This window comes from Mycobacterium ostraviense, from assembly GCF_002705925.1.
GTDB classification, from domain to species: Bacteria; Actinomycetota; Actinomycetes; order Mycobacteriales; family Mycobacteriaceae; genus Mycobacterium; species Mycobacterium ostraviense.
Genome location: NZ_NKRE01000001.1, coordinates 1,988,810 through 2,006,719 on the forward strand (window position 1 = coordinate 1,988,810; position 17,910 = coordinate 2,006,719).

21 protein-coding genes and 1 pseudogene are annotated in these 17,910 nt (G+C 65.8%); 3 read left to right on the forward strand and 19 right to left on the reverse strand.

Features of this window, described 5'->3' with window-relative positions; genetic code table 11:
- The 17 genes and pseudogenes from CDN38_RS08990 to rpsJ form a co-directional block, all read right to left on the reverse strand.
- Nucleotides 1-985, reverse strand: a pseudogene (locus CDN38_RS08990) (13E12 repeat family protein); the annotation flags it as partial.
- Between the two features lie 180 nt (nucleotides 986-1,165).
- A complete protein-coding gene (locus CDN38_RS08995) occupies nucleotides 1,166-2,128 on the reverse strand; it encodes a DUF4436 domain-containing protein (RefSeq protein WP_075511100.1) in 963 nt (320 codons plus the stop codon).
- Between the two features lie 96 nt (nucleotides 2,129-2,224).
- The gene (locus tag CDN38_RS09000; protein ID WP_075511101.1) at nucleotides 2,225-3,130 is read right to left on the reverse strand and encodes a DUF4436 domain-containing protein; all 906 of its coding nucleotides are present in this window, start codon (nucleotides 3,128-3,130) and stop codon (nucleotides 2,225-2,227) included.
- Between the two features lie 95 nt (nucleotides 3,131-3,225).
- Nucleotides 3,226-4,116, reverse strand: a complete 891-nt coding sequence (locus CDN38_RS09005) for a formylglycine-generating enzyme family protein (protein WP_075511102.1) — start codon at nucleotides 4,114-4,116, stop codon at nucleotides 3,226-3,228.
- Between the two features lie 16 nt (nucleotides 4,117-4,132).
- The gene (locus CDN38_RS30600; RefSeq protein ID WP_233026820.1) at nucleotides 4,133-4,774 is read right to left on the reverse strand and encodes a hypothetical protein; all 642 of its coding nucleotides are present in this window, start codon (nucleotides 4,772-4,774) and stop codon (nucleotides 4,133-4,135) included.
- A 4-nt stretch (nucleotides 4,775-4,778) separates the two neighbouring features.
- The gene (locus CDN38_RS09015) at nucleotides 4,779-7,139 is read right to left on the reverse strand and encodes an arylsulfatase (RefSeq protein WP_075511103.1); all 2,361 of its coding nucleotides are present in this window, start codon (nucleotides 7,137-7,139) and stop codon (nucleotides 4,779-4,781) included.
- A gap of 516 nt (nucleotides 7,140-7,655) precedes the next feature.
- Complete coding sequence (rpsQ, locus tag CDN38_RS09020; protein WP_142361257.1) at nucleotides 7,656-8,048, reverse strand: 30S ribosomal protein S17; 393 nt, start codon at nucleotides 8,046-8,048, stop codon at nucleotides 7,656-7,658.
- A complete protein-coding gene (gene rpmC, locus CDN38_RS09025) occupies nucleotides 8,045-8,296 on the reverse strand; it encodes a 50S ribosomal protein L29 (RefSeq protein ID WP_075511105.1) in 252 nt (83 codons plus the stop codon). Before rpmC ends, rpsQ begins: the two co-directional genes overlap by 4 nt.
- On the reverse strand, nucleotides 8,296-8,712 hold the full coding sequence (gene rplP, locus CDN38_RS09030; protein ID WP_011739064.1) for a 50S ribosomal protein L16: 417 nt from the start codon (nucleotides 8,710-8,712) through the stop codon (nucleotides 8,296-8,298). Before rplP ends, rpmC begins: the two co-directional genes overlap by 1 nt.
- 7 nt (nucleotides 8,713-8,719) lie before the next feature.
- The gene (gene rpsC, locus CDN38_RS09035) at nucleotides 8,720-9,553 is read right to left on the reverse strand and encodes a 30S ribosomal protein S3 (RefSeq protein WP_099318909.1); all 834 of its coding nucleotides are present in this window, start codon (nucleotides 9,551-9,553) and stop codon (nucleotides 8,720-8,722) included.
- Nucleotides 9,553-10,107 (reverse strand): 50S ribosomal protein L22, encoded by a 555-nt coding sequence (rplV, locus tag CDN38_RS09040; protein ID WP_075511107.1) that lies wholly within the window; start codon nucleotides 10,105-10,107, stop codon nucleotides 9,553-9,555. Before rplV ends, rpsC begins: the two co-directional genes overlap by 1 nt.
- Nucleotides 10,104-10,385 carry a 30S ribosomal protein S19 gene (gene rpsS / locus CDN38_RS09045; protein WP_003892827.1) on the reverse strand — a complete coding sequence of 94 codons (282 nt, stop codon included), beginning with the start codon at nucleotides 10,383-10,385 and terminating at the stop codon, nucleotides 10,104-10,106. Before rpsS ends, rplV begins: the two co-directional genes overlap by 4 nt.
- Before the next feature lie 33 nt (nucleotides 10,386-10,418).
- Complete coding sequence (gene rplB / locus CDN38_RS09050; RefSeq protein WP_075511108.1) at nucleotides 10,419-11,261, reverse strand: 50S ribosomal protein L2; 843 nt, start codon at nucleotides 11,259-11,261, stop codon at nucleotides 10,419-10,421.
- Between the two features lie 29 nt (nucleotides 11,262-11,290).
- The gene (rplW, locus tag CDN38_RS09055) at nucleotides 11,291-11,593 is read right to left on the reverse strand and encodes a 50S ribosomal protein L23 (protein WP_075511109.1); all 303 of its coding nucleotides are present in this window, start codon (nucleotides 11,591-11,593) and stop codon (nucleotides 11,291-11,293) included.
- A complete protein-coding gene (rplD, locus tag CDN38_RS09060; RefSeq protein WP_075511110.1) occupies nucleotides 11,593-12,261 on the reverse strand; it encodes a 50S ribosomal protein L4 in 669 nt (222 codons plus the stop codon). The genes rplW and rplD overlap by 1 nt, the downstream gene beginning before the upstream one ends.
- Complete coding sequence (gene rplC / locus CDN38_RS09065) at nucleotides 12,261-12,914, reverse strand: 50S ribosomal protein L3 (RefSeq protein WP_023370920.1); 654 nt, start codon at nucleotides 12,912-12,914, stop codon at nucleotides 12,261-12,263. Before rplC ends, rplD begins: the two co-directional genes overlap by 1 nt.
- A 14-nt stretch (nucleotides 12,915-12,928) precedes the next feature.
- Entirely contained in the window at nucleotides 12,929-13,234 is a 306-nt protein-coding gene (gene rpsJ / locus CDN38_RS09070) for a 30S ribosomal protein S10 (protein WP_003873519.1), read from the reverse strand.
- 285 nt (nucleotides 13,235-13,519) lie between these two features.
- On the opposite strand from rpsJ, the gene CDN38_RS29380 reads away from it, so the two are divergent.
- Both CDN38_RS29380 and CDN38_RS09075 read left to right on the forward strand, forming a co-directional pair.
- Nucleotides 13,520-13,684, forward strand: coding sequence for a hypothetical protein (locus tag CDN38_RS29380; RefSeq protein WP_180276266.1), 165 nt, complete (start codon nucleotides 13,520-13,522; stop codon nucleotides 13,682-13,684).
- Between the two features lie 136 nt (nucleotides 13,685-13,820).
- Nucleotides 13,821-14,066 carry a hypothetical protein gene (locus CDN38_RS09075; RefSeq protein WP_142361258.1) on the forward strand — a complete coding sequence of 82 codons (246 nt, stop codon included), beginning with the start codon at nucleotides 13,821-13,823 and terminating at the stop codon, nucleotides 14,064-14,066.
- Nucleotides 14,067-14,110: 44 nt separating this feature from the next.
- Here the strand turns inward: CDN38_RS09075 and CDN38_RS09080 are convergent, their stop codons facing one another.
- Nucleotides 14,111-14,713 (reverse strand): TetR/AcrR family transcriptional regulator, encoded by a 603-nt coding sequence (locus CDN38_RS09080; RefSeq protein ID WP_267888281.1) that lies wholly within the window; start codon nucleotides 14,711-14,713, stop codon nucleotides 14,111-14,113.
- A 245-nt stretch (nucleotides 14,714-14,958) separates the two neighbouring features.
- On the opposite strand from CDN38_RS09080, the gene CDN38_RS09085 reads away from it, so the two are divergent.
- Nucleotides 14,959-16,461 carry an MFS transporter gene (locus CDN38_RS09085; RefSeq protein WP_306316087.1) on the forward strand — a complete coding sequence of 501 codons (1,503 nt, stop codon included), beginning with the start codon at nucleotides 14,959-14,961 and terminating at the stop codon, nucleotides 16,459-16,461.
- A 3-nt stretch (nucleotides 16,462-16,464) separates the two neighbouring features.
- Here CDN38_RS09085 and mftG read toward each other — a convergent pair whose 3' ends face one another.
- Complete coding sequence (gene mftG, locus CDN38_RS09090) at nucleotides 16,465-17,904, reverse strand: mycofactocin dehydrogenase MftG (protein ID WP_075511113.1); 1,440 nt, start codon at nucleotides 17,902-17,904, stop codon at nucleotides 16,465-16,467.
- Between the last annotated feature and the right edge of the window lie 6 nt (nucleotides 17,905-17,910).

Below are 17,910 nucleotides of genomic sequence, written 5' to 3' on the forward strand. Positions count from 1 at the left end.
TTCGAAGGCCGGGCGATCACAGCCGGGCCAGCGACACGTCAGATCGCGGCAGCGCACGAAATCAGCCAACGCCTTCGACGGCACATACCCTGGCTCCGGTGGGGCGTCGCCGGGGTGGGTCAGCGAGACCTGCTTGGCCGTGGCGGCCAACTCGGCGATCAGTTCGGCGCCGATGAGCCCGTCAGCACCCACCAAGGACGCCAGCGGTTCGCCGTGGCGCTCACCGCTGGGTTGTTCGGCAATCACATGGATGATCACCGGGCTTGGCGCGGGCCGCTTTCCGGCCGCGCAATCGCTGCGCCCGCAGCCACAGCCCAACCGCTCGACCCCCCGGCGGCCAAGGCCCCCAACGCATCGGCGCGGCGCTGGTCACGGCTGCGCGGATCATGCTCACAGACCGTGGCCGCCAACGCGCTCAACCGCCGATCCAACACCTGGGCATCCGGGGTCACCAGGGTGCCCTCGATCTGGGAGATCCCGCCGATCCCCTCGTCGATGCGGATCTGGCGATCGCTGTGGTGTTCTTTGCGCCGGCGCAGCGCGTCGGCATCGACGCTGGCCACGATCTTGTCGATCTGAGCACCCAGCGCGCCACCTGCACCGGCCAGCTGGGCATCCACCGCGGCCAACACCTGCCGATCTTCGATCAGCTCGGTGCGATACACCAGCGTCTGAAACGCCCGATAGTCGATATCACCGGCCCGAAACACCGCCGCGACCCGCGGCAACTGCTCCCGCATCGCCCGGGCATAACGCAACCGGCTCGCCGCTAGGCCCTGCCTGATCCGCAACGCGCACCCACCTCGGCCGCCACCGCCTCCATGGTGTCGATCGCCCAATCCTGAGTCTCGCCACTGTGCGCCAGCCGATAGCCAAACAACTCCCCGATGGCAGTCAGCTGCGCGGCCGCGGCCCGATTCTCGGCCCGCGGAGCCGCACACATCTGCTCCACCAACGCCGCCGGCTCCACCCGTGAATCGAACATACATTCGATTATGCCACAGCCGACCGACACCCGGTGCCCGCCGCCAGGCTCGGGGACACCATCAAGGCGTGGGGCACCGGCGCCTTGCGCACTCGCTACGGCCTGGCCACGGCCGTTTCCGCGGCCGCGTCCACGGCGGGCCGGAACCCGTTGTCCGGCGGGCACCTACGTCACCGTGCGCTACTCCGATTCCCGGTACCACGCAACGACGTACACCACCATGGCCGTAGCCAACGCAATCAACACCCAGATCACCACGGCTTGGTCGATCCACGAACCCGCCGGCGGCGAGCCGGGGAGGATATTGCGCAGCGGCACCACGGCGAACAGCATCGCCGCATACCACGTGGAGAACGGTGGTAAGAATTTTCGCCGGCCGGTGACCATCTGGATGGCCACGAACAGGGCCAGCGTCGGCAGCGTGACGAGGACCAGGCAGATTCCCAGGTCGAAGACCAGCGGCCCCTTGGCTCGCTTCAGCGTGATGATCACGTTGTCCGGGCGATCCGAGGTCTGACTCGCGTCCCCGACGCGCTGGACGCTGATGTCCCAGCCTTCCAGCGATCCGGTCACTTCGACGCGGGCGGGCTTGTACTGGCGAGTGTCACCGGCCCCGACCAGCACATCGGCCTGGACGGTGTCGGTGGTGTAGGTGTCGAATGGCCAGTTACCGGGATCGCCGTGCGCCTCGATGGTGGTGGCGACCTGTGCCGGCGATTTCCCCACCGGATACTGCAGGTCACCCAGGTCGTTGGTCGGATAAAGGCGCACCGAAGTGTCGGTGGTCAGCACGTCGAGACGCTTGTCGATCATCGAATCGTCAGGCATCACAAGAACTTTCACGTCGAGGCGATTTGCCACGGTGTGCAGTTGCTCGAATCGCACCAACACCACCGTGTCCTCGGTGGTGCCCACATCCGGCTTGGGCAATGGCCCCGGCGTGCTGGCCAGCCAGTGATAGCCGACCAGCGATAGGACGTAGACAACAGCGACACCGACGATGATCGACACGTCGAGTACCAGGTGTTTCCGCCGCGACATATGCGGGCGGGCCGGCGGCGCCGCCGATCCGCCCGGCGGAGACGCCGTTGAACCGGCCGGTGCACCCGGCTCCGGCGCCGCCGGCGCGTGGTTATCGGTCATCTGCGGTCACCGCCGGAGAGACCGCTGACATGTACCTGCCCCCGAACACGGAGTCAGATGGTAGCAACCGGCGTTCCCGCCGGTGACGTTTCTAGATCAGTCCGATTGCCGGCGGTAGGCGAAGATGAACAGGCTCATCGCCACGATCAATGCGATCAGCACCCATAGCGTGACGGCTTGGTCGATCCAGGAGCCGGGCGGCGGGTTGCCGGGCAGGATATTGCGCAATGGGACCACGGCGAACAGCATGGCGGCGAACCACGTCACGAACGGTGGCAAGAACTTCTTCCTGCCCAACGCCATCGGGATGGACACCCATAGCCCCAAGGTCGGCAGGCTGACCAGGACCAGAATGATGCCCAGGTCGAAGATCAGCGAGCCCTTGGCCCGGTGCAAGGTGATGATGACGTTGTCAGGACGGCTGGTGGTCTGACTGGACTCGCCGACGCGCTGCACGCTGACGTCCCAGCCGTCCAACGACCCGATCACCTCGACCCGGGCGGGTTCTTTCACCCGGCTCTCGCCGGACCCGACAATCACGTCGGCAGAGATGACACCCGTGGTGTAGGAGTCGAACGGCCAGTTGGCGGGATCGCCCTCGGCCTCGATCGCGGTGCTGACCTGCGCCGGCGACTTCCCGACCGGGTACTGCAGGTCGCCGAGGTCGTTCTCCGGATACAACCGCACGGCAAGGTCTTGGGTCAACACGTCGAGGCGTTTGTCGAACTTCGAATCTTCCGGAACGACAAGGACATTCACCGTGAGGCGGTTGGCGACCGTCTCCAGCTTCTCGAGCCGGACCTGCACGACGGTGTCGTCGGTGGTGCCCAGGTCCGGTTCCGGCAGCGGGGGCGCCGACGTGGCCAGCAAGTGCACACCGAATAGGGACAAGGCGTAGACGACCACGATGCCAACGACAGCGGCCATGCCGATCACGAGGCGCGTTCCGCGCGACTTGCCCGTGGCCGGAGCTGGTGTCGGCGCCGGAGCCTGATGGGTCATCGCGACCGGCTCTTCGTGGTGAACACGGGGCAGATGCTAGTGAGCCGCACCGGCGATCAAGCGGCAACGCGCCGGTCCATCGACCCGCAAATTTCTTAGCCTGATCCGCGCTCGGCCACACAGCGGAATCCGATGTGGGTGGTCGCGGTGTCTTGCGATTGCGGCGAGCGGGCCGCCGGTCGGTACCGGTGGCAATACTCCGGCGCACACAGATGGGAGCCGCCCTTGAGCGTTTGGCTGATGGTGGGGTCGGCGGGCCCGGCAGGCGCGCAGCACGCCTTCGGAGGCTGATCGGTCCGGTGGTGCGCGGAGAACTCGGTTGCGGTCCATTCCCAGACGTTGCCGATCATGTCGACCAGACCGAAGCCGTTGGGCGGGAAGGTGCCCACCGGCGAGGTGCCAACCCAGCCCAGTGCGCCGTCGTTGCGGTACGGGAACTTGCCCTGCCAGGTATTGGCCATCAGCTGCCCGCCGGGCTTGGCCTCGTCGCCCCAGGCATATGTCGTCGTGGTTCCCCCGCGCGCCGCGTACTCCCACTCGGCCTCACTCGGCAGCCGCCGGCTTGCCCACCGCGCGTAGGCGGCCGCGTCGGGATAGGCCACCTGCACGACGGGGTGGTCGGGTTTGTCGGCGATATCAGTGTCCGGGCCGAATGGTCGGCGCCAGCTCGCGCCGGGCGCCCAATCCCACCACTGCCGCCAGTCGCGCAGGTCGACCGGGCCAGCGGTCGGAAGGAACACCATCGCCCCCGGACACAGGTCGTCGGCGTTAGCCCCCGGATACAGCGCGGGATCAAGAGGTTGTTCCGCCACGGTCACATACCCGGTGGCAGCGACGAATTCCGCGAACTGTGCATTGGTTACCGGGTGGAGTTCGATGGCAAAGGCGGGCACGGTGACGGTATGAATCGGCGCTTCTTCGGGGTAGAAGCTCGTCGACCCCATGCGGAACGACCCGCCCGGCAGGTCGACCAGTTCGGTTAACACGGCTTCAGGGTATGGCTCAGGGTATGACGACGGCGAAGTCCTGCATCAAAGCCGATTTTGCCGAACGGAAGCCGGGCACCGCCGCGGGGCCCTCCAGGTGGATGGCCACCAGGTAGTTCTTGGTGTTCGTCCAGATGTGAGTGACGCGGTCGGCGAATTCGATCGGACCCGACGATCCCTGCAGCGTGCCGGTCAACAGCTGGCTGCTGAAGCCGCAGAACGGTACCCCGGTGACCAGGAGGTTGAGATGTCGCATCGACCCGCCCAGGCTGGCGGTGTAGGCCAGGAAAGCGCGGTCCGGCTGCAGGTCGGTGGGGGCGATGGTCACGGTCGCCTTCATGCCGTTGGGGCCGGTCAACATCAGTGCCGTAGCACCGCTGCCCGGAGTCGACGTCCAACCGTCCGGCACGCTGATGGTGATCCTGGGCGCGGCCGGGTCGGAGACGCTGGCCAGGGTCGCTCGGCCCTCGCCGGTCAGCGACGGCGAGCAGGCGACCGTGTCGGGCGGGATGTGCTCGGGGTGTGTGGTCACGATGCCGGGCACCGGCTCCGCCGGGCCGGGACGTGCGGGTGCGCCCGGGCCACCACCGCGCTCACCGCAGCCGGCCACGATGCCCGGCAGGCATAGCAGCGTCACTGCCCACAGCAGTCGCGCCAACCGCCTAGTCGCGCGAAAAGGCAAGGGCGAGTTCTTTTTCCACGTCTTCATACGGTCGTCCGGATAGGTCGATCGTCACTTCGGCGATGGTTCCCCCGGTGAATGCGAACGGCGCTTTGTAGCGGCTGGACACCGCCGAACCGCCGTTGTGTCCGACGGTGATGCCGGCACCTGCCAGCCCGAACGTGCCCGGGTGTGTCACTACATCCGCCAGCGTGCCGACCTCGTGGTGGTCGAAGTACATCGCCAGGTCACCCAGCGGGGTGTGGCTGTTGGGCACCGTTCCCGTCCGCGCATAACGCACGCCGAGCAGATGTCGGCCGAGCGGGATCGGGCCGACCGACGAGAGCAGCTGCTGGCGCTCACCAAGGAAGTTGTAGACGTAGTGCAGGCGTCCGTCCTGGATGAACAACACGTGTCCGCCGTGCGCGCCGCCCTGTTTGAAGAGCACACCTTCGGCCCCGGTGGTGTCCACCGTCACCTCGGCCACGACGGCGAACGAACGGCCGCGAATTTCGGCGGCGGCCCCGATACCGACGTCTGCGCAGTCGGGATAGTAGATGTAGGTGGATCGTTCGGTGACCAGGTAGGGCCGCGACCGCATCATGGTCTCCACGATGTTGAGATCCGACAGGGGCAGGCCGTTGTACTTGGCCGCCTCGGAATACCACAGCGCCTTGAGTTCTTCGAGCTTGTCCGGATGCTCGGCGGCGAGGTCATGGCATTGGCTGCGGTCTTTTTCGATGTGGAACAGTTCCCACCGATCGGTGTCGAAATGCGACCAGCCGGCCGGTGTGGCGGCATGGATGGTGTTGGCGAACCACCCTCGATGCCAAATCCCGCGGGTGCCGAGCATGGCGTAGAACTGGGTGTGCTTACCGGTGTCGGTGGCCGAATCGTCAAGGGCTGCTTTGAAACTCACCCCGTCGAGGGGCTTCTGGGTGATGCCCTTGACGGTGTCCGGCGGCGTCATGCCCAGCAGCTCGTAAACGGTCGGGGTGACGTCGGCGACATTGACGTAGTTGTCCCGGACTTCACCGTGGGCCGCGATACCGGCCGGCCAGGAAATGATCGCCGTATCGGCAATCCCGCCCTCGTGCGAGGCGTAGCGCTTGAACAGCTTGTAGGGCGTGTTGAAGGCCATCGCCCACCCGATCGGGTAATGGTTGTACGTTTGCGGTCCCCCCAGGTGGTCGAAGAGCTTCATGCTCTCTTCGACGGTGTCGATATAGCCGTTGAAGAATTTTCCTTCGTTGACCGACCCGTTGGGTCCGCCCTCACCGCTGGCACCGTTGTCGGAAATCACCACGATGACGGTGTTATCCAGCTGTCCCGATTCCTCGAGGTAGTCCAAGATCCGGCCGATCTGCGCGTCGGTGTAGCTCAGGAAACCGGCGAACACCTCGGCCATCCGGCTGAACAGCTTCTTTTCTTCGTCGTTGAGCGAGTCCCAGGGCCGCACGGTGTCCTGCAGCGGCCATGGCTCGCCTTGCGGTCCCTTGACGTCGAGATAGGGGTTGATGGGCGACAATTCGGTCTCCGGCGGCACGATCCCCATCGACTTCTGCCGTTCCAGCACGACCTCGCGATACTTCTCATAGCCCATGTCGAACTTGCCGGCATATTTGTCCGCCCACTCCTTGAAGACGTGGTGCGGTGCATGCCCGGCGCCTGGGCACAGGTAGGTGAACCAGGGTTTGTCCGGCGCGATCACCTTGGCATCGCGGATGAATTGGATCGCCTTGTCCGCCAAGTCCTTCGACAGGTGATAGCCGTCCTCGGGCGTGCCGGGCGGGCTGACCGGGTGGTTGTCGTACACCAGGTCGGGATACCACTGATCGGTCTCGCCACCCATGAATCCGTAGAAACGTTCGAAACCCCGAGACGTGGGCCAATGCCGCTTCGTCGAGGCCATGTTGGCCTCTTCGAGCGGTGTCAGGTGCCACTTGCCCACGCAATAGGTGTTGTAGCCGCGTTCGGCAAGCGCCTCCGAAAGTAGGGCGGTGTCGGCCGGTATGCGTCCGTTGCAGTTGGGGAAACCGTCGGTGAATTCTTCGATGGTGGCCATGCCGACGGTGGTCGCGTTGCGCCCGGTCAGCAGCGACGCCCGCGTCGGCGAACACAGCGCGGTGGTGTGGAATTGCGTCAGCCGCACGCCGCGCTCGGCGATGCGCGTCATGGCGGGCATCTCCACCACGCCACCGAAGCAGTCCCAGGTCGCGATGCCAGTGTCGTCCCAGACCAGATACAAGATGTTGGGCGCGTTCTCGGGCGCGGTCGGCGCCGCGTAGGGACCCCAATCCGGTTCCGAGTCACGGATGTCCAGCTTGATCTTGCCTTGAAACCCGGTTGACCCCGTCGTCACTGCACACCCACTTTCTGTACGCACATTTATCGGCGTCGCGTGGAGATTACCCCGGACAGAGGTGACCCGACCGCACAACGACGCGGCAGTGCACAATTTGGGCGCTTGTCAGATCTTGCGGCCCTCCGCCAGCTTACATTGTCAACATAGTATGACAAATTTTCACTGGGCCGGCATCGGGGTTGACCAGGCGCTCCGCGGTCGCAATGCGTTGCGGCGGTTGCTACCGGTCCACTCCACGAGCGCCAATACCTCGATTTGTTCCCGACGCGGCGCGCAGCAGTGGCTCTCGCGCCGTGCTCCGGCTACCGCACCGACCGCAACGCCCGTTCGATGTTCTGCGCGCGGGATCCGCCTCCGGCTCAACCAGCAACCGGTGCCTGTCGACTCCGGGACGCAGCACGGGGTGTCGGGCGATTCCCCTCACCCACGCAGAGCTGTCATGTCCACGAAGAAGCGCTGGGCCAGGTGAGGGAAAATCAGCTGACCCGGCGCTCAGGAAAACTCTGGTTGCCGTTACTTGGCCTTCTCGAGGATCTCGACCAGCCGCCAGCGTTTGGTCGCTGACAACGGACGCGTCTCCATCAGCGAAACGCGGTCGCCGATACCGGCGATGCTGTTCTCGTCGTGCGCCTTGACCTTCTTGGTGGTGCGAATGATCTTGCCGTACAACGGGTGTCGCACCCGGTCTTCCAGCTCGACCACGATGGTCTTCTGCATCTTGTCGCTCACCACGTAGCCGATACGTGTCTTGCGACGGCCGCGCGGCTTGGGAGCGCTCGGAGTGTGCTTGGGGCCCTTCGCTTTCGAGGGGACATCCTTGGGTACCGCCTCTTTGGACGCTGCCCTGCGTGGGGCTTTAGCCGCCGCGGGTGACGCCTTTGCTCCAGTCTTAGCCTCTGCCATCACGATTCCTTACCTTCGGGACCATCGGGACCATCGGGACCGGAAGCCAGACCCAGTTCTCGTTCGCGCAGCACGGTATAGACGCGTGCGATTTCCCGACGCACCGTGCGGAGCCGGCGGATGTTGTTGAGCTGGCCGGTCGCCATCTGGAAGCGCAGGTTGAACAACTCTGCTTTGGCTTCGCGCAGCCGCTCGGTCAGTTCCTCGTCGGTGAGCTCACGCAGTTCGCCAGGGGAAATTCCCACTGCCATCAGAACTGCTCCTCTCGCGTAATAATGCGTGCCTTGATCGGCAACTTGTGGATCGCACGGGTCAGCGCCGCCCGCGCGATCGCTTCATTGGGGTAGCTGAGCTCGAACAGCACCCGGCCCGGCTTGACGTTGGCCACCCACCACTCCGGGGAGCCCTTGCCCGAACCCATCCGGGTCTCGGCGGGCTTCTTGGTCAACGGGCGGTCCGGGAAGATGTTGATCCACACCTTGCCGCCACGCTTGATGTGCCTGTTGATGGCGATACGGGCCGACTCGATCTGCCGGTTGGTGACATAGGCGTGCTCGAGGGCCTGAATCCCGTAGTCGCCGAAATTCACCGACGTTCCACCGCTGGCGATGCCTCGCTGGCGGGGATGATGCTGCTTGCGGTGCTTGACCTTGCGGGGAATCAACATGATTCATTCACTCCGTACTCTGCGCTTCAACGGCCGGCGCGGCCTCGTTGCCGGCCGCCGCAGTGCCCTCTTCGCCGCCGGCGGCGCGGCCGGCGTCGGTGCCCGTCGCCGTCGTGCCCGAGGCACCGCTGCGGCGCGGACGGGTACCCGCCGGCCGCTCACGGCGCGGCCGTTCGGGGCCCGCGGGGACTGCGGCGGTCAATTCGCGCTTGCCGCCGACGATGTCGCCCTTGTAAATCCACACCTTCACGCCGATCCGGCCGAAGGTGGTCTTCGCCTCGTACAGGCCGTAGTCGATGTCTGCGCGCAAGGTGTGCAGCGGAACCCGGCCTTCGCGGTAGAACTCCGAGCGGCTCATCTCAGCGCCGCCAAGACGGCCCGAGCACTGAACCCTGATCCCCTTGACGTTGGGCTGACGCATCGCCGACTGGATGGCCTTGCGCATCGCGCGGCGGAACGCCACCCGGTTGCTCAACTGCTCGGCAACGCCCTGGGCCACCAATTGAGCTTGCGACTCCGGGTTTTTCACTTCGAGGATGTTGAGCTGAACCTGCTTGCCGGTCAGCTTTTCCAGGTCCGCACGGATGCGGTCCGCCTCGGTGCCGCGGCGGCCGATGACGATTCCCGGGCGCGCGGTGTGAATGTCCACCCGGACCCGATCGCGGGTCCGCTCGATTTCCACGTCGGCGATACCCGCGCGCTCCAGGCCGCTGGACAGTAACCGGCGGATCGCGACGTCCTCCTTGACGTACTCGGCGTACTGCTTGTCGGCATACCAGCGCGACTTCCAGTCGGTGGTGATGCCCAGCCGGAAGCCGTGCGGATTGATCTTCTGGCCCACTAGTCTGAGCCTCCCTTCCCAACGGAATTCTCAGATGCAGAAGTCTCAGATGTGTTTGCGGGTGCCTTCTTGGCGGGCGCTTTCTTGGCCGGGGAGGTGGCCGCCTTCTTGGCGCCTGAACCAGGACCCGCCTTCGCGGCGGCCTTGCTGCCCTCGGCCCGGCGGGCCCTCGACGACTTCGAAGACCGCTCGTCCTTGGCCGGCCGGCTCTCCACCACCACGGTGATGTGGCTGGTGCGCCGGCGAATTCGGAACGCACGACCCTGGGCACGCGGACGGATGCGTTTGGCGGTCGGACCCTCGTCGGCGTAGACCGTGGCGACCACCAACGTCGTCGGGTCCAGGCCGTTGTTGTTCTGCGCGTTGGCAGCGGCACTGGCGATCACCTTGGCCACCGGCTCACTGGCGGCCTGCGGCGCCCAGCGCAGGATGTCGAGTGCGTCCGATACCGAGCGGCCCCGCACCAGATCGATGACCCGGCGCGCCTTTCTCGGCGATACCCGCACAAACCGTGCCTTGGCGACGGCCGACGGATATTCGGTAGTGGTAGTCATCGCCGCTTACTCTTCCGGTCGTCTTTGATGTGCCCCTTGAAGGTGCGCGTCGGCGCAAATTCACCGAGCTTGTGACCCACCATCGCCTCGGTGACGAACACCGGGACATGCTTGCGGCCGTCGTGCACCGCGAAGGTGTGGCCGATGAAGTCGGGGATGATGGTCGAACGCCGCGACCAGGTCTTGATGACCTGCTTGGTGTTCTTCTCGTTCTGTACGTCGACCTTCTTGAGCAGATGGTCGTCGACGAACGGGCCCTTCTTCAGGCTGCGTGGCATAGTTGGCTACTCCCCAAATCTCCTAGCGGCTTCCTAGCGCGAGTGCTTCTTGCCGGTGCGCCGGCGGCGGACGATGAGTTTGTTACTTTGCTTGTTCGGATGGCGGGTGCGCCCTTCCTTCTTGCCCCAGGGGCTGACCGGGTGACGGCCACCGGACGTCTTACCCTCGCCACCACCGTGTGGGTGGTCGACCGGGTTCATCACCACGCCACGAACCGACGGGCGCTTGCCCTTCCACCGCATCCGACCGGCCTTGCCCCAGTTGATGTTCGCTTGCTCGGCGTTGCCCACCTCGCCGACCGTGGCACGGCAGCGGACGTCGACCCGGCGGATCTCACCACTAGGCATGCGCAACGATGCGTAGCTGGCCTCCTTGCCCAGCAACTGGATGCTCGAGCCGGCCGAGCGGGCCAGCTTGGCGCCGCCGCCGGGCCGCAGTTCCACGGCGTGGACCAAGGTGCCCGCCGGGATATTGCGCAACGGCAGGTTGTTACCCGGCTTGATGTCGGCGTTGGGACCCGATTCCACCACGTCGCCTTGCGAAAGCCCGTTCGGCGCAATGATGTAGCGCTTTTCGCCGTCCAGATAATGCAGCAACGCGATCCTGGCGGTGCGGTTCGGGTCGTACTCGATGTGCGCGACCTTGGCGTTGACGCCGTCTTTGTCGTTGCGACGGAAGTCGACAAGCCGGTAGGCGCGCTTGTGGCCGCCGCCCTGGTGGCGTGTGGTGATGCGGCCGTGCGCGTTACGCCCGCCACGATTGTGCAGCGGACGCACCAGCGACTTCTCCGGCGTGGACCGGGTGATCTCGGAGAAGTCGGACACGCTGGCGCCGCGACGACCGGGAGTCGTCGGCTTGTACTTGCGAATTGCCATGTCTAATCAGGTCTTTCTCTCGCGCACGGCTAGGCCGGTGCCCCGAACAAGTCGATCGGCTTACTGCCCGGCGCCAAGGTCACGATCGCGCGCTTGGTGTTCTTACGCTTGCCGTATCCGGTCCGGGTGCGCTTGCGCTTACCCGGCCGATTCGCGGTATTCACCGATGCGACCTTGACGGCGAAGATCTTTTCGATGGCGATCTTGATCTGCGTCTTGTTGGAATCGGGGTGCACTACAAACGTATAGACGTTGTCGTCGAGCAACCCGTAGGACTTTTCCGAGATCACCGGGGACAAGATGATGTCGCGGGGGTCGGCGATGGTCGCCATCAGGCCGAAACCTCCTCGGGAGTGTTGGCGGCTGTATTAGCGGCTATGTAGGCGTTGAGCGCCGCCACGCTGAAAACCACGTCGTCGGCGCGCAGCACGTCGTAGGTGTTGAGTTGGTCGGGCGACAGGACGTGCACACCGGGCAGGTTGCGGACGCTCTTGGCCGCCGTCTCGTCGTCGCGCCCGATGACCACCAGCAGCTGCTTACGGTCGGTCAGCGTGGCCAGAAATGTCTTGGCGCTCTTGGTGGATGGGGTTTGGCCAGCGACCAATTCGGTGACGGCGTGGATGCGCCCGTTGCGCGCCCGGTCCGACAACGCGCCCCGCAACGCGGCGGCGATCATCTTCTTGGGGGTGCGCTGGCTGTAGTCACGGGGCTTGGGACCGTGCACTACGCCGCCGCCGGTGAATTGCGGGGCCCGTGTCGATCCCTGCCGGGCGCGACCGGTGCCCTTCTGCCGGTACGGCTTACGACCCCCGCCACTGACGTCGCCGCGCGTCTTCGTCGAGTGCGTGCCCTGGCGGGCCGCCGCACGCTGCGCGGTGACCACCTGGTGCATCAATGCGATGTTGGTCGGTACGTCGAACAACTCGGCCGGCAGCTCGATGGAGCCCTCGACCTTGCCGGCCGGCGTCTTGACGTCAATCTTGAGGGTGGTGGCAGCCATTACTTCTCACCTCGTTTGATCGCGCTGCGGACCATCACGAGTCCGCCGGTGCGGCCGGGAACCGCACCCTTGATCAGCAGCACGCCATTTTCGGCATCGACCTTGTGCACCAACAGGTTCTGCACGGTTACCCGGTCATTGCCCATCCGGCCGGCCATCCGGGTGCCCTTGAACACCCGTGCCGGGGTGGCGCAACCGCCGATGGAACCTGGACGCCGGTGCACCGCCTGGGCACCGTGCGCGGCTCCCTGACCGCGGAAGCCGTGCCGCTTCATGGTGCCGGCGAAGCCTTTGCCCTTGGAGGTACCGGTCACGTCGACGTAGCTGCCGTCGGCGAAGATCTCGGCCGTCAGCTCCTGGCCGACCTCGTATTCGGCCACCGCGTCCGGGTCGTCCAGGCGCAGCTCGGCCAGGTGCCGCCGCGGATTGACGCCTGCGGCGGTGTACTGACCGGTCAGCGGCTTGGTGACCTTGCGTGGACTGATTTCGCCGTAGGCCAGCTGCACGGCGCTGTAGCCGTCGCGCTCCGGCGTGCGAATGCGCGTCACGACGTTCGGACCCGCCTTGACCACCGTCACCGGTACGACTCTGTTGTTCTCGTCGAATACCTGCGTCATGCCCAGCTTGGTACCGAGAATGCCCTTTCGTGCCATTGCTCTGCAGACTCCTACTGGATATTGACGTCGACGCTGGCCGGAAGATCGATGCGCATGAGTGCGTCAACCGTCTTCGGGGTCGGGTCGAGAATGTCGATCAACCGCTTGTGGGTGCGCATCTCGAAGTGCTCCCGCGAGTCCTTGTACTTATGCGGGGAGCGGATGACGCAATACACGTTCTTCTCGGTCGGCAGTGGCACCGGACCCACGACGCTGGCACCCGTGCGGACGACGGTCTCGACGATCTTGCGCGCCGAAGCGTCGATAGCCTCATGGTCGTAGGCCTTCAGCCTGATGCGGATCTTCTGTCCCGCCACGCTTCTCCTACCTCACTCCAATACTTCAGGCCCGGGTCCGGACCTGGTGCCCCCAGCCCGCCGATCGACCCGGCCGATCCCGGGTCGAACTAGCGTGCGCCGGATACTGCGCCGCTGTTTACCTGTCGTGGTCCACCGACCCCCGCGGTCGGGCGTGTCGCCCGCACGCAGCCTTGTAGGCGGCCGAAATCGGTCGCGCTCCAAGGATGGGGCCGGACGCGCCCGTGTGGGCGCCGGTTGTGTGCCTGGCCAGGCGCAAACCTGGCGCAAGGCAACCTGAACAGTATGCCCCAGATCACGGCTCCGGCCAAATCCCAGGTCATCGACGTCGGCGGGCCGCCCCCGGTCTGTCCAAGGCCGTCCACGGTCGTCGCCGGCAGCGACCCTACCAGCGCTTTTGGCTTGTTCCACCCGCACGCCGGCGGCTACGCGTACGCTCCCATCCCGTGATCGGGCCGGATTTGGGAGAACCTGACGCCGCGCAACCCATGATCGACTGGATCAACGGTGCCCGGCGGCCGAGCTGGCCGCCGAATTGATGGCGGCCTTCGACCCGAACGTGCCCGGGAGTACTCCGGTCCTGGCGTTGACAGAGTTCAGTGACTGGATGTTCCGCGGCTTCCCGCGGCGCAGCGGCCTCATTGCGCCGGCTAGACCGGTGCTCGAGCCGATGCTGGAAGCGATTCAGCTGTTGGAGCATTCCGAACTGATTGTCGTGCGCTGGATCATCAATAACGAGTTCAGGTGGAGCGCTACCCGGCTGGGCTTGGCGACGCTGGCCGAAGGCAAGGCCGCGGTCAGGCGGCGGATCAAGGATCGGACCGGCCAGTAAAACAGCTCAAATTCGTCGAGCGAGAGGCGGATTCGTCCGTTGACTCATGCCGATTCGATGTTGGTGGCAGCCACCGTTCCGTCCCGCCGGCACTGGACGTACAGAAAGCCGTCGACTGCTGCCCGCGCGCATTCCCGATAGTCGAAGTCCGGCAGGGTGCTCAAGCGTCCCAGCACCAGTGGACCGATCAGCAGGGCGATCGCGCGGGATCGGTCGATCTCGCCTAATTCGGCTGCCTCCGGGCTGTCGAAAATTGCGTCAAAAGGCGCCGCATACTGCTGGGCGATGCGTTCGCGCAAGGTGGCGAGCGCAGTGCCGTCATCACCATGGGCGTGCCGCGCTTCCGGCAGTTGTTCAAGATCGCCGCCCAGCGCGACCCAGGCCATCGCAGTCAGCATGCCCGGCGCTTCGGCAATCAGCTCGGCCTGAGCCTGCAACAATGCGATGAGCCGGTCCCGCAGCGAACCTTCCGAAGGCGGCATGGGCGCCGGCGGTATCAGAGTGTTGAACGTCGCGGCCAGCAGGTCATTACCACTGGAGAAGTGCCGGTACAACGTGGCTCTGGCAACGTTGGCGCCACGAGTGACCGCCTCCACGGTCACCGCCTTCGGCCCGCCGGACCGCAGCAGCGCAGCGGCGGCCTCCAACAACCGAGCCCGAGACCGCTCCGGGCGAGGATCAACGCTACTGCCGGTGATCTGCACTACCTCCGTTTAAGAACGAGACTATCCGTCTATATACAAGACCGTTAGTCTCGGCAAGTACTCGCCGCCGGAAGGAGGCGTGCAGCATGGTGAACACCCTCGTCCGGCCTCATCAGCGTACCGACGGGATGCCGTCGGGTACCTCTCATCGCGCTCGAATTTGGACCCTGGCGGTGGCCTGCACGGGCGTGTCACTCGTCGTTGCGTCGATGGTCGCGCTGAACACCGCACTGGGCGACCTCGCGGTGGCGACCTCGGCGACGCAGTCCCAGCTGACCTGGGTGGTCGACGGTTACACCGTGGCGCTGGCCTGCCTGCTGCTACCGGCCGGGGCCATCGGCGACCGTTACGGCCGGCGGGGCGCGCTGCTGTTCGGTCTGACCGTCTTCTCGGTGGCCTCGGTGGCGCCCGCGATGTTCGACACCCCACTGCAAATCATCGCGGCCCGGGCGGTGGCCGGCGCCGGCGCGGCGTTCGTTATGCCCGCGACGCTCTCCCTGCTGACCGTTGCCTATCCAAAAGAAGAACGGATGAAGGCCGTCGGGATCTGGGCCGGAGTGGCCGGCTCGGGAGGGGTGCTGGGCATGTTCGGTTCCGGCATCCTGCTCAGCTTCTGGGATTGGAAATCGATCTTCTGGGCGCTCGGCGCCGCGGGCGCGTTGGTCTTTGTGCTGACGTGCACCGTCGCGTCGTCACGCGAACCCGATGCGCCGCGAGTCGACTGGCTGGGTGCGGTACTGATCGGCGCCGCTGTCGCGGTGTCGGTATTCGGCATCTTGCAAGCACCCCAGCGCGGGTGGAGCGACACCGTCGTCGTCGGCGGCCTGGTCGCCGGAGCGGTCCTTGCCGGGGCGTTCGGTGTCGTCGAATTCCGGCGGCGGCAACCGCTTCTCGACGTGCGACTGTTCGCCGATCCCGGCTTTGCGACCGGGGTGGGAACAATCGTCATGCTGTTCGGGGCCACCTTCGGCTTCTTCTACCTCGGCATGCAATACGTTCAGCAGATCATGGACTACTCCGCTCTGATGACGGCGGTCGCCTTCGGCCCGTTCATGGTGCCGCTGGGCATCTTGTCGGCACTGTCGTTCTGGTACGTCCCGAAACTTGGTCTGCGGCTGGTGCTGTTCGTAGGAATGGTGGTGATGTCGGTCGGCTTCCTGTGCATGCGCGGGCTGTCGGTGGACTCGTCGTATTTCGACCTGGCGTGGCCCGCGTTGATACTCAGCGCCGGCATCGGGTTATGCACGGCACCAACGACTTCGGCGATCATGGCGGCTGTTCCCGACGAAAAGCAAGGCGTGGCATCGGCGGTCAACGACACCACCCGGGAGGTGGGCGGAGCGTTGGGAATCGCGGTGGCCGGCTCGATACTGGCCGGACGCTACGCGCAACAGCTCGCGACGAGTTTGTCGGCCTTCCCGCCGGCCGTCCGCGACCCGGCGACCGATTCGCTGGCCAAGGCCGTGGAGGTGGCCAATAGGCTTGGGCCCCAGGGAAAGCAGCTTGCGGACGTCAGCAAGGCGGCGTTCCTGACCGCCATGCACGCCTCGACGCTGGTGATGGCCGTGATCGTGGCCGTGGCAGCGGTGCTGATCGGATTGTGGGCACCCGGCCGGGATGGCCGCCAACTGGGTCCGATCCGCCGGATCGTCGCACCGGCGCCGGCAAAAGCAGGACGGCACCGAGCCTGACGCTCATACGACGAACTGGGCCGCCCGATGCCCCAGCATCACAATGGTGGCATGCGGACCGCGGCTGGTGATCACCGGCAGGACGGAACCGTCGATCACCCAGAGGTTTTGGATACCGTATACCCGGCACCGGACGTCGACGACCCCCCGCGGGTCACCGTCGACCCCCATCGGGGCACTGCCACACAGGTGTTGTGACGTCGACCACGCCGCATGTCCGACATCGGTTGCGCCACCGGCTATTTCGCGGACAGAATCGACGCCACGCCGCAGAGCGGCGACGTCGGCCGGCTCGCTGTCGTAGCGATGCTCGATCCGCGGCGGCACGTCGGGATCCGCCGAGACCAGCGTGATCCGCCCGCGCGCCCGCGGACGCATCAGCGCCACCCCGATATGCGGCCAATCAGGCTGTCCGCCAGTGCCATTACCGGTCATCGAAACGAAACCACCTGTATAGGGCCTGATCTCGAGGTCTTCTGCGGTGTGGAGCACCACCTCCAGCACCGGCCGTTCGGGAGCCACGCTCCATGTCGTGGGGAGAACCCATTCCGGATGGTCGCTGCAGTTCATTCCGACCGGCAGCGCCGCCACCACCGGCACGCCGACCGCACGCAGCATTGCCTCGTCACCGATGCCGGACAGCATGAGCAGATGCGCCGACTCAATCGCACCGGCGCACAGAACAATTCGGTCGGCCGTCAGGGTAATCGGCCCGGATGGGCCGACCGCGTCGACACCGACGGCTCTGCTGCCGGAGAAGCACAACCGCAATGCCCGTGTCTGCTCCAGCAGTGTCAGGTTTGGTCGTCGCAGCACGGGCAGCAGATACCCGGCGCCGGACCCGGTCCGGACGCCGTCCACGATGTTCAGCGGGACCGGGCCCACCCCCGAGACACTCGACGGTCCAACGTCGTTGAGGTCGTCGATCCAGGAGAACCCGGCGCGCTCGGCGGCAGTGATGAAGCGCTGGGTGATGCCGGTCATCTGGTGCGTCCGCCGCACCAGGATGGGGCCGGCGCTGCCGTGCGCGGGCGTGCTGAAATCCAGATCGGTCTCGATGGCCCGGAAGTGTTCGAGTACGTCGGGCCAGGTCCAGCCGGGTAGCGCAGCACGATCGAAATCCTGTGGTAGTCCGCGGCAGAAGTAGCCGCCGTTGATCGCACCGCAACCACCGAGCGTCGCTCCGCGCACGATCGCCAGCCGGCGAATCGGCCGGTCGGTGAGCTGGGCCTGGTAACGGCGGACCAGCGGACTGCCGATGCCGATCGGCAGCCGGAAACCATCGGAGGTTTGTGCCAGCAGCTGCGGATCGGCCAGGCCGGGACCCGCCTCGAGGACGGTCACGACACAGCGGGGATCGGCAGAAAGACGGGCGGCCACAACCGATCCGGCGCTGCCCGCGCCGACGATCAACACGTCGCTGTGCCCGGCGGCAGCAGTCAAGGTGGC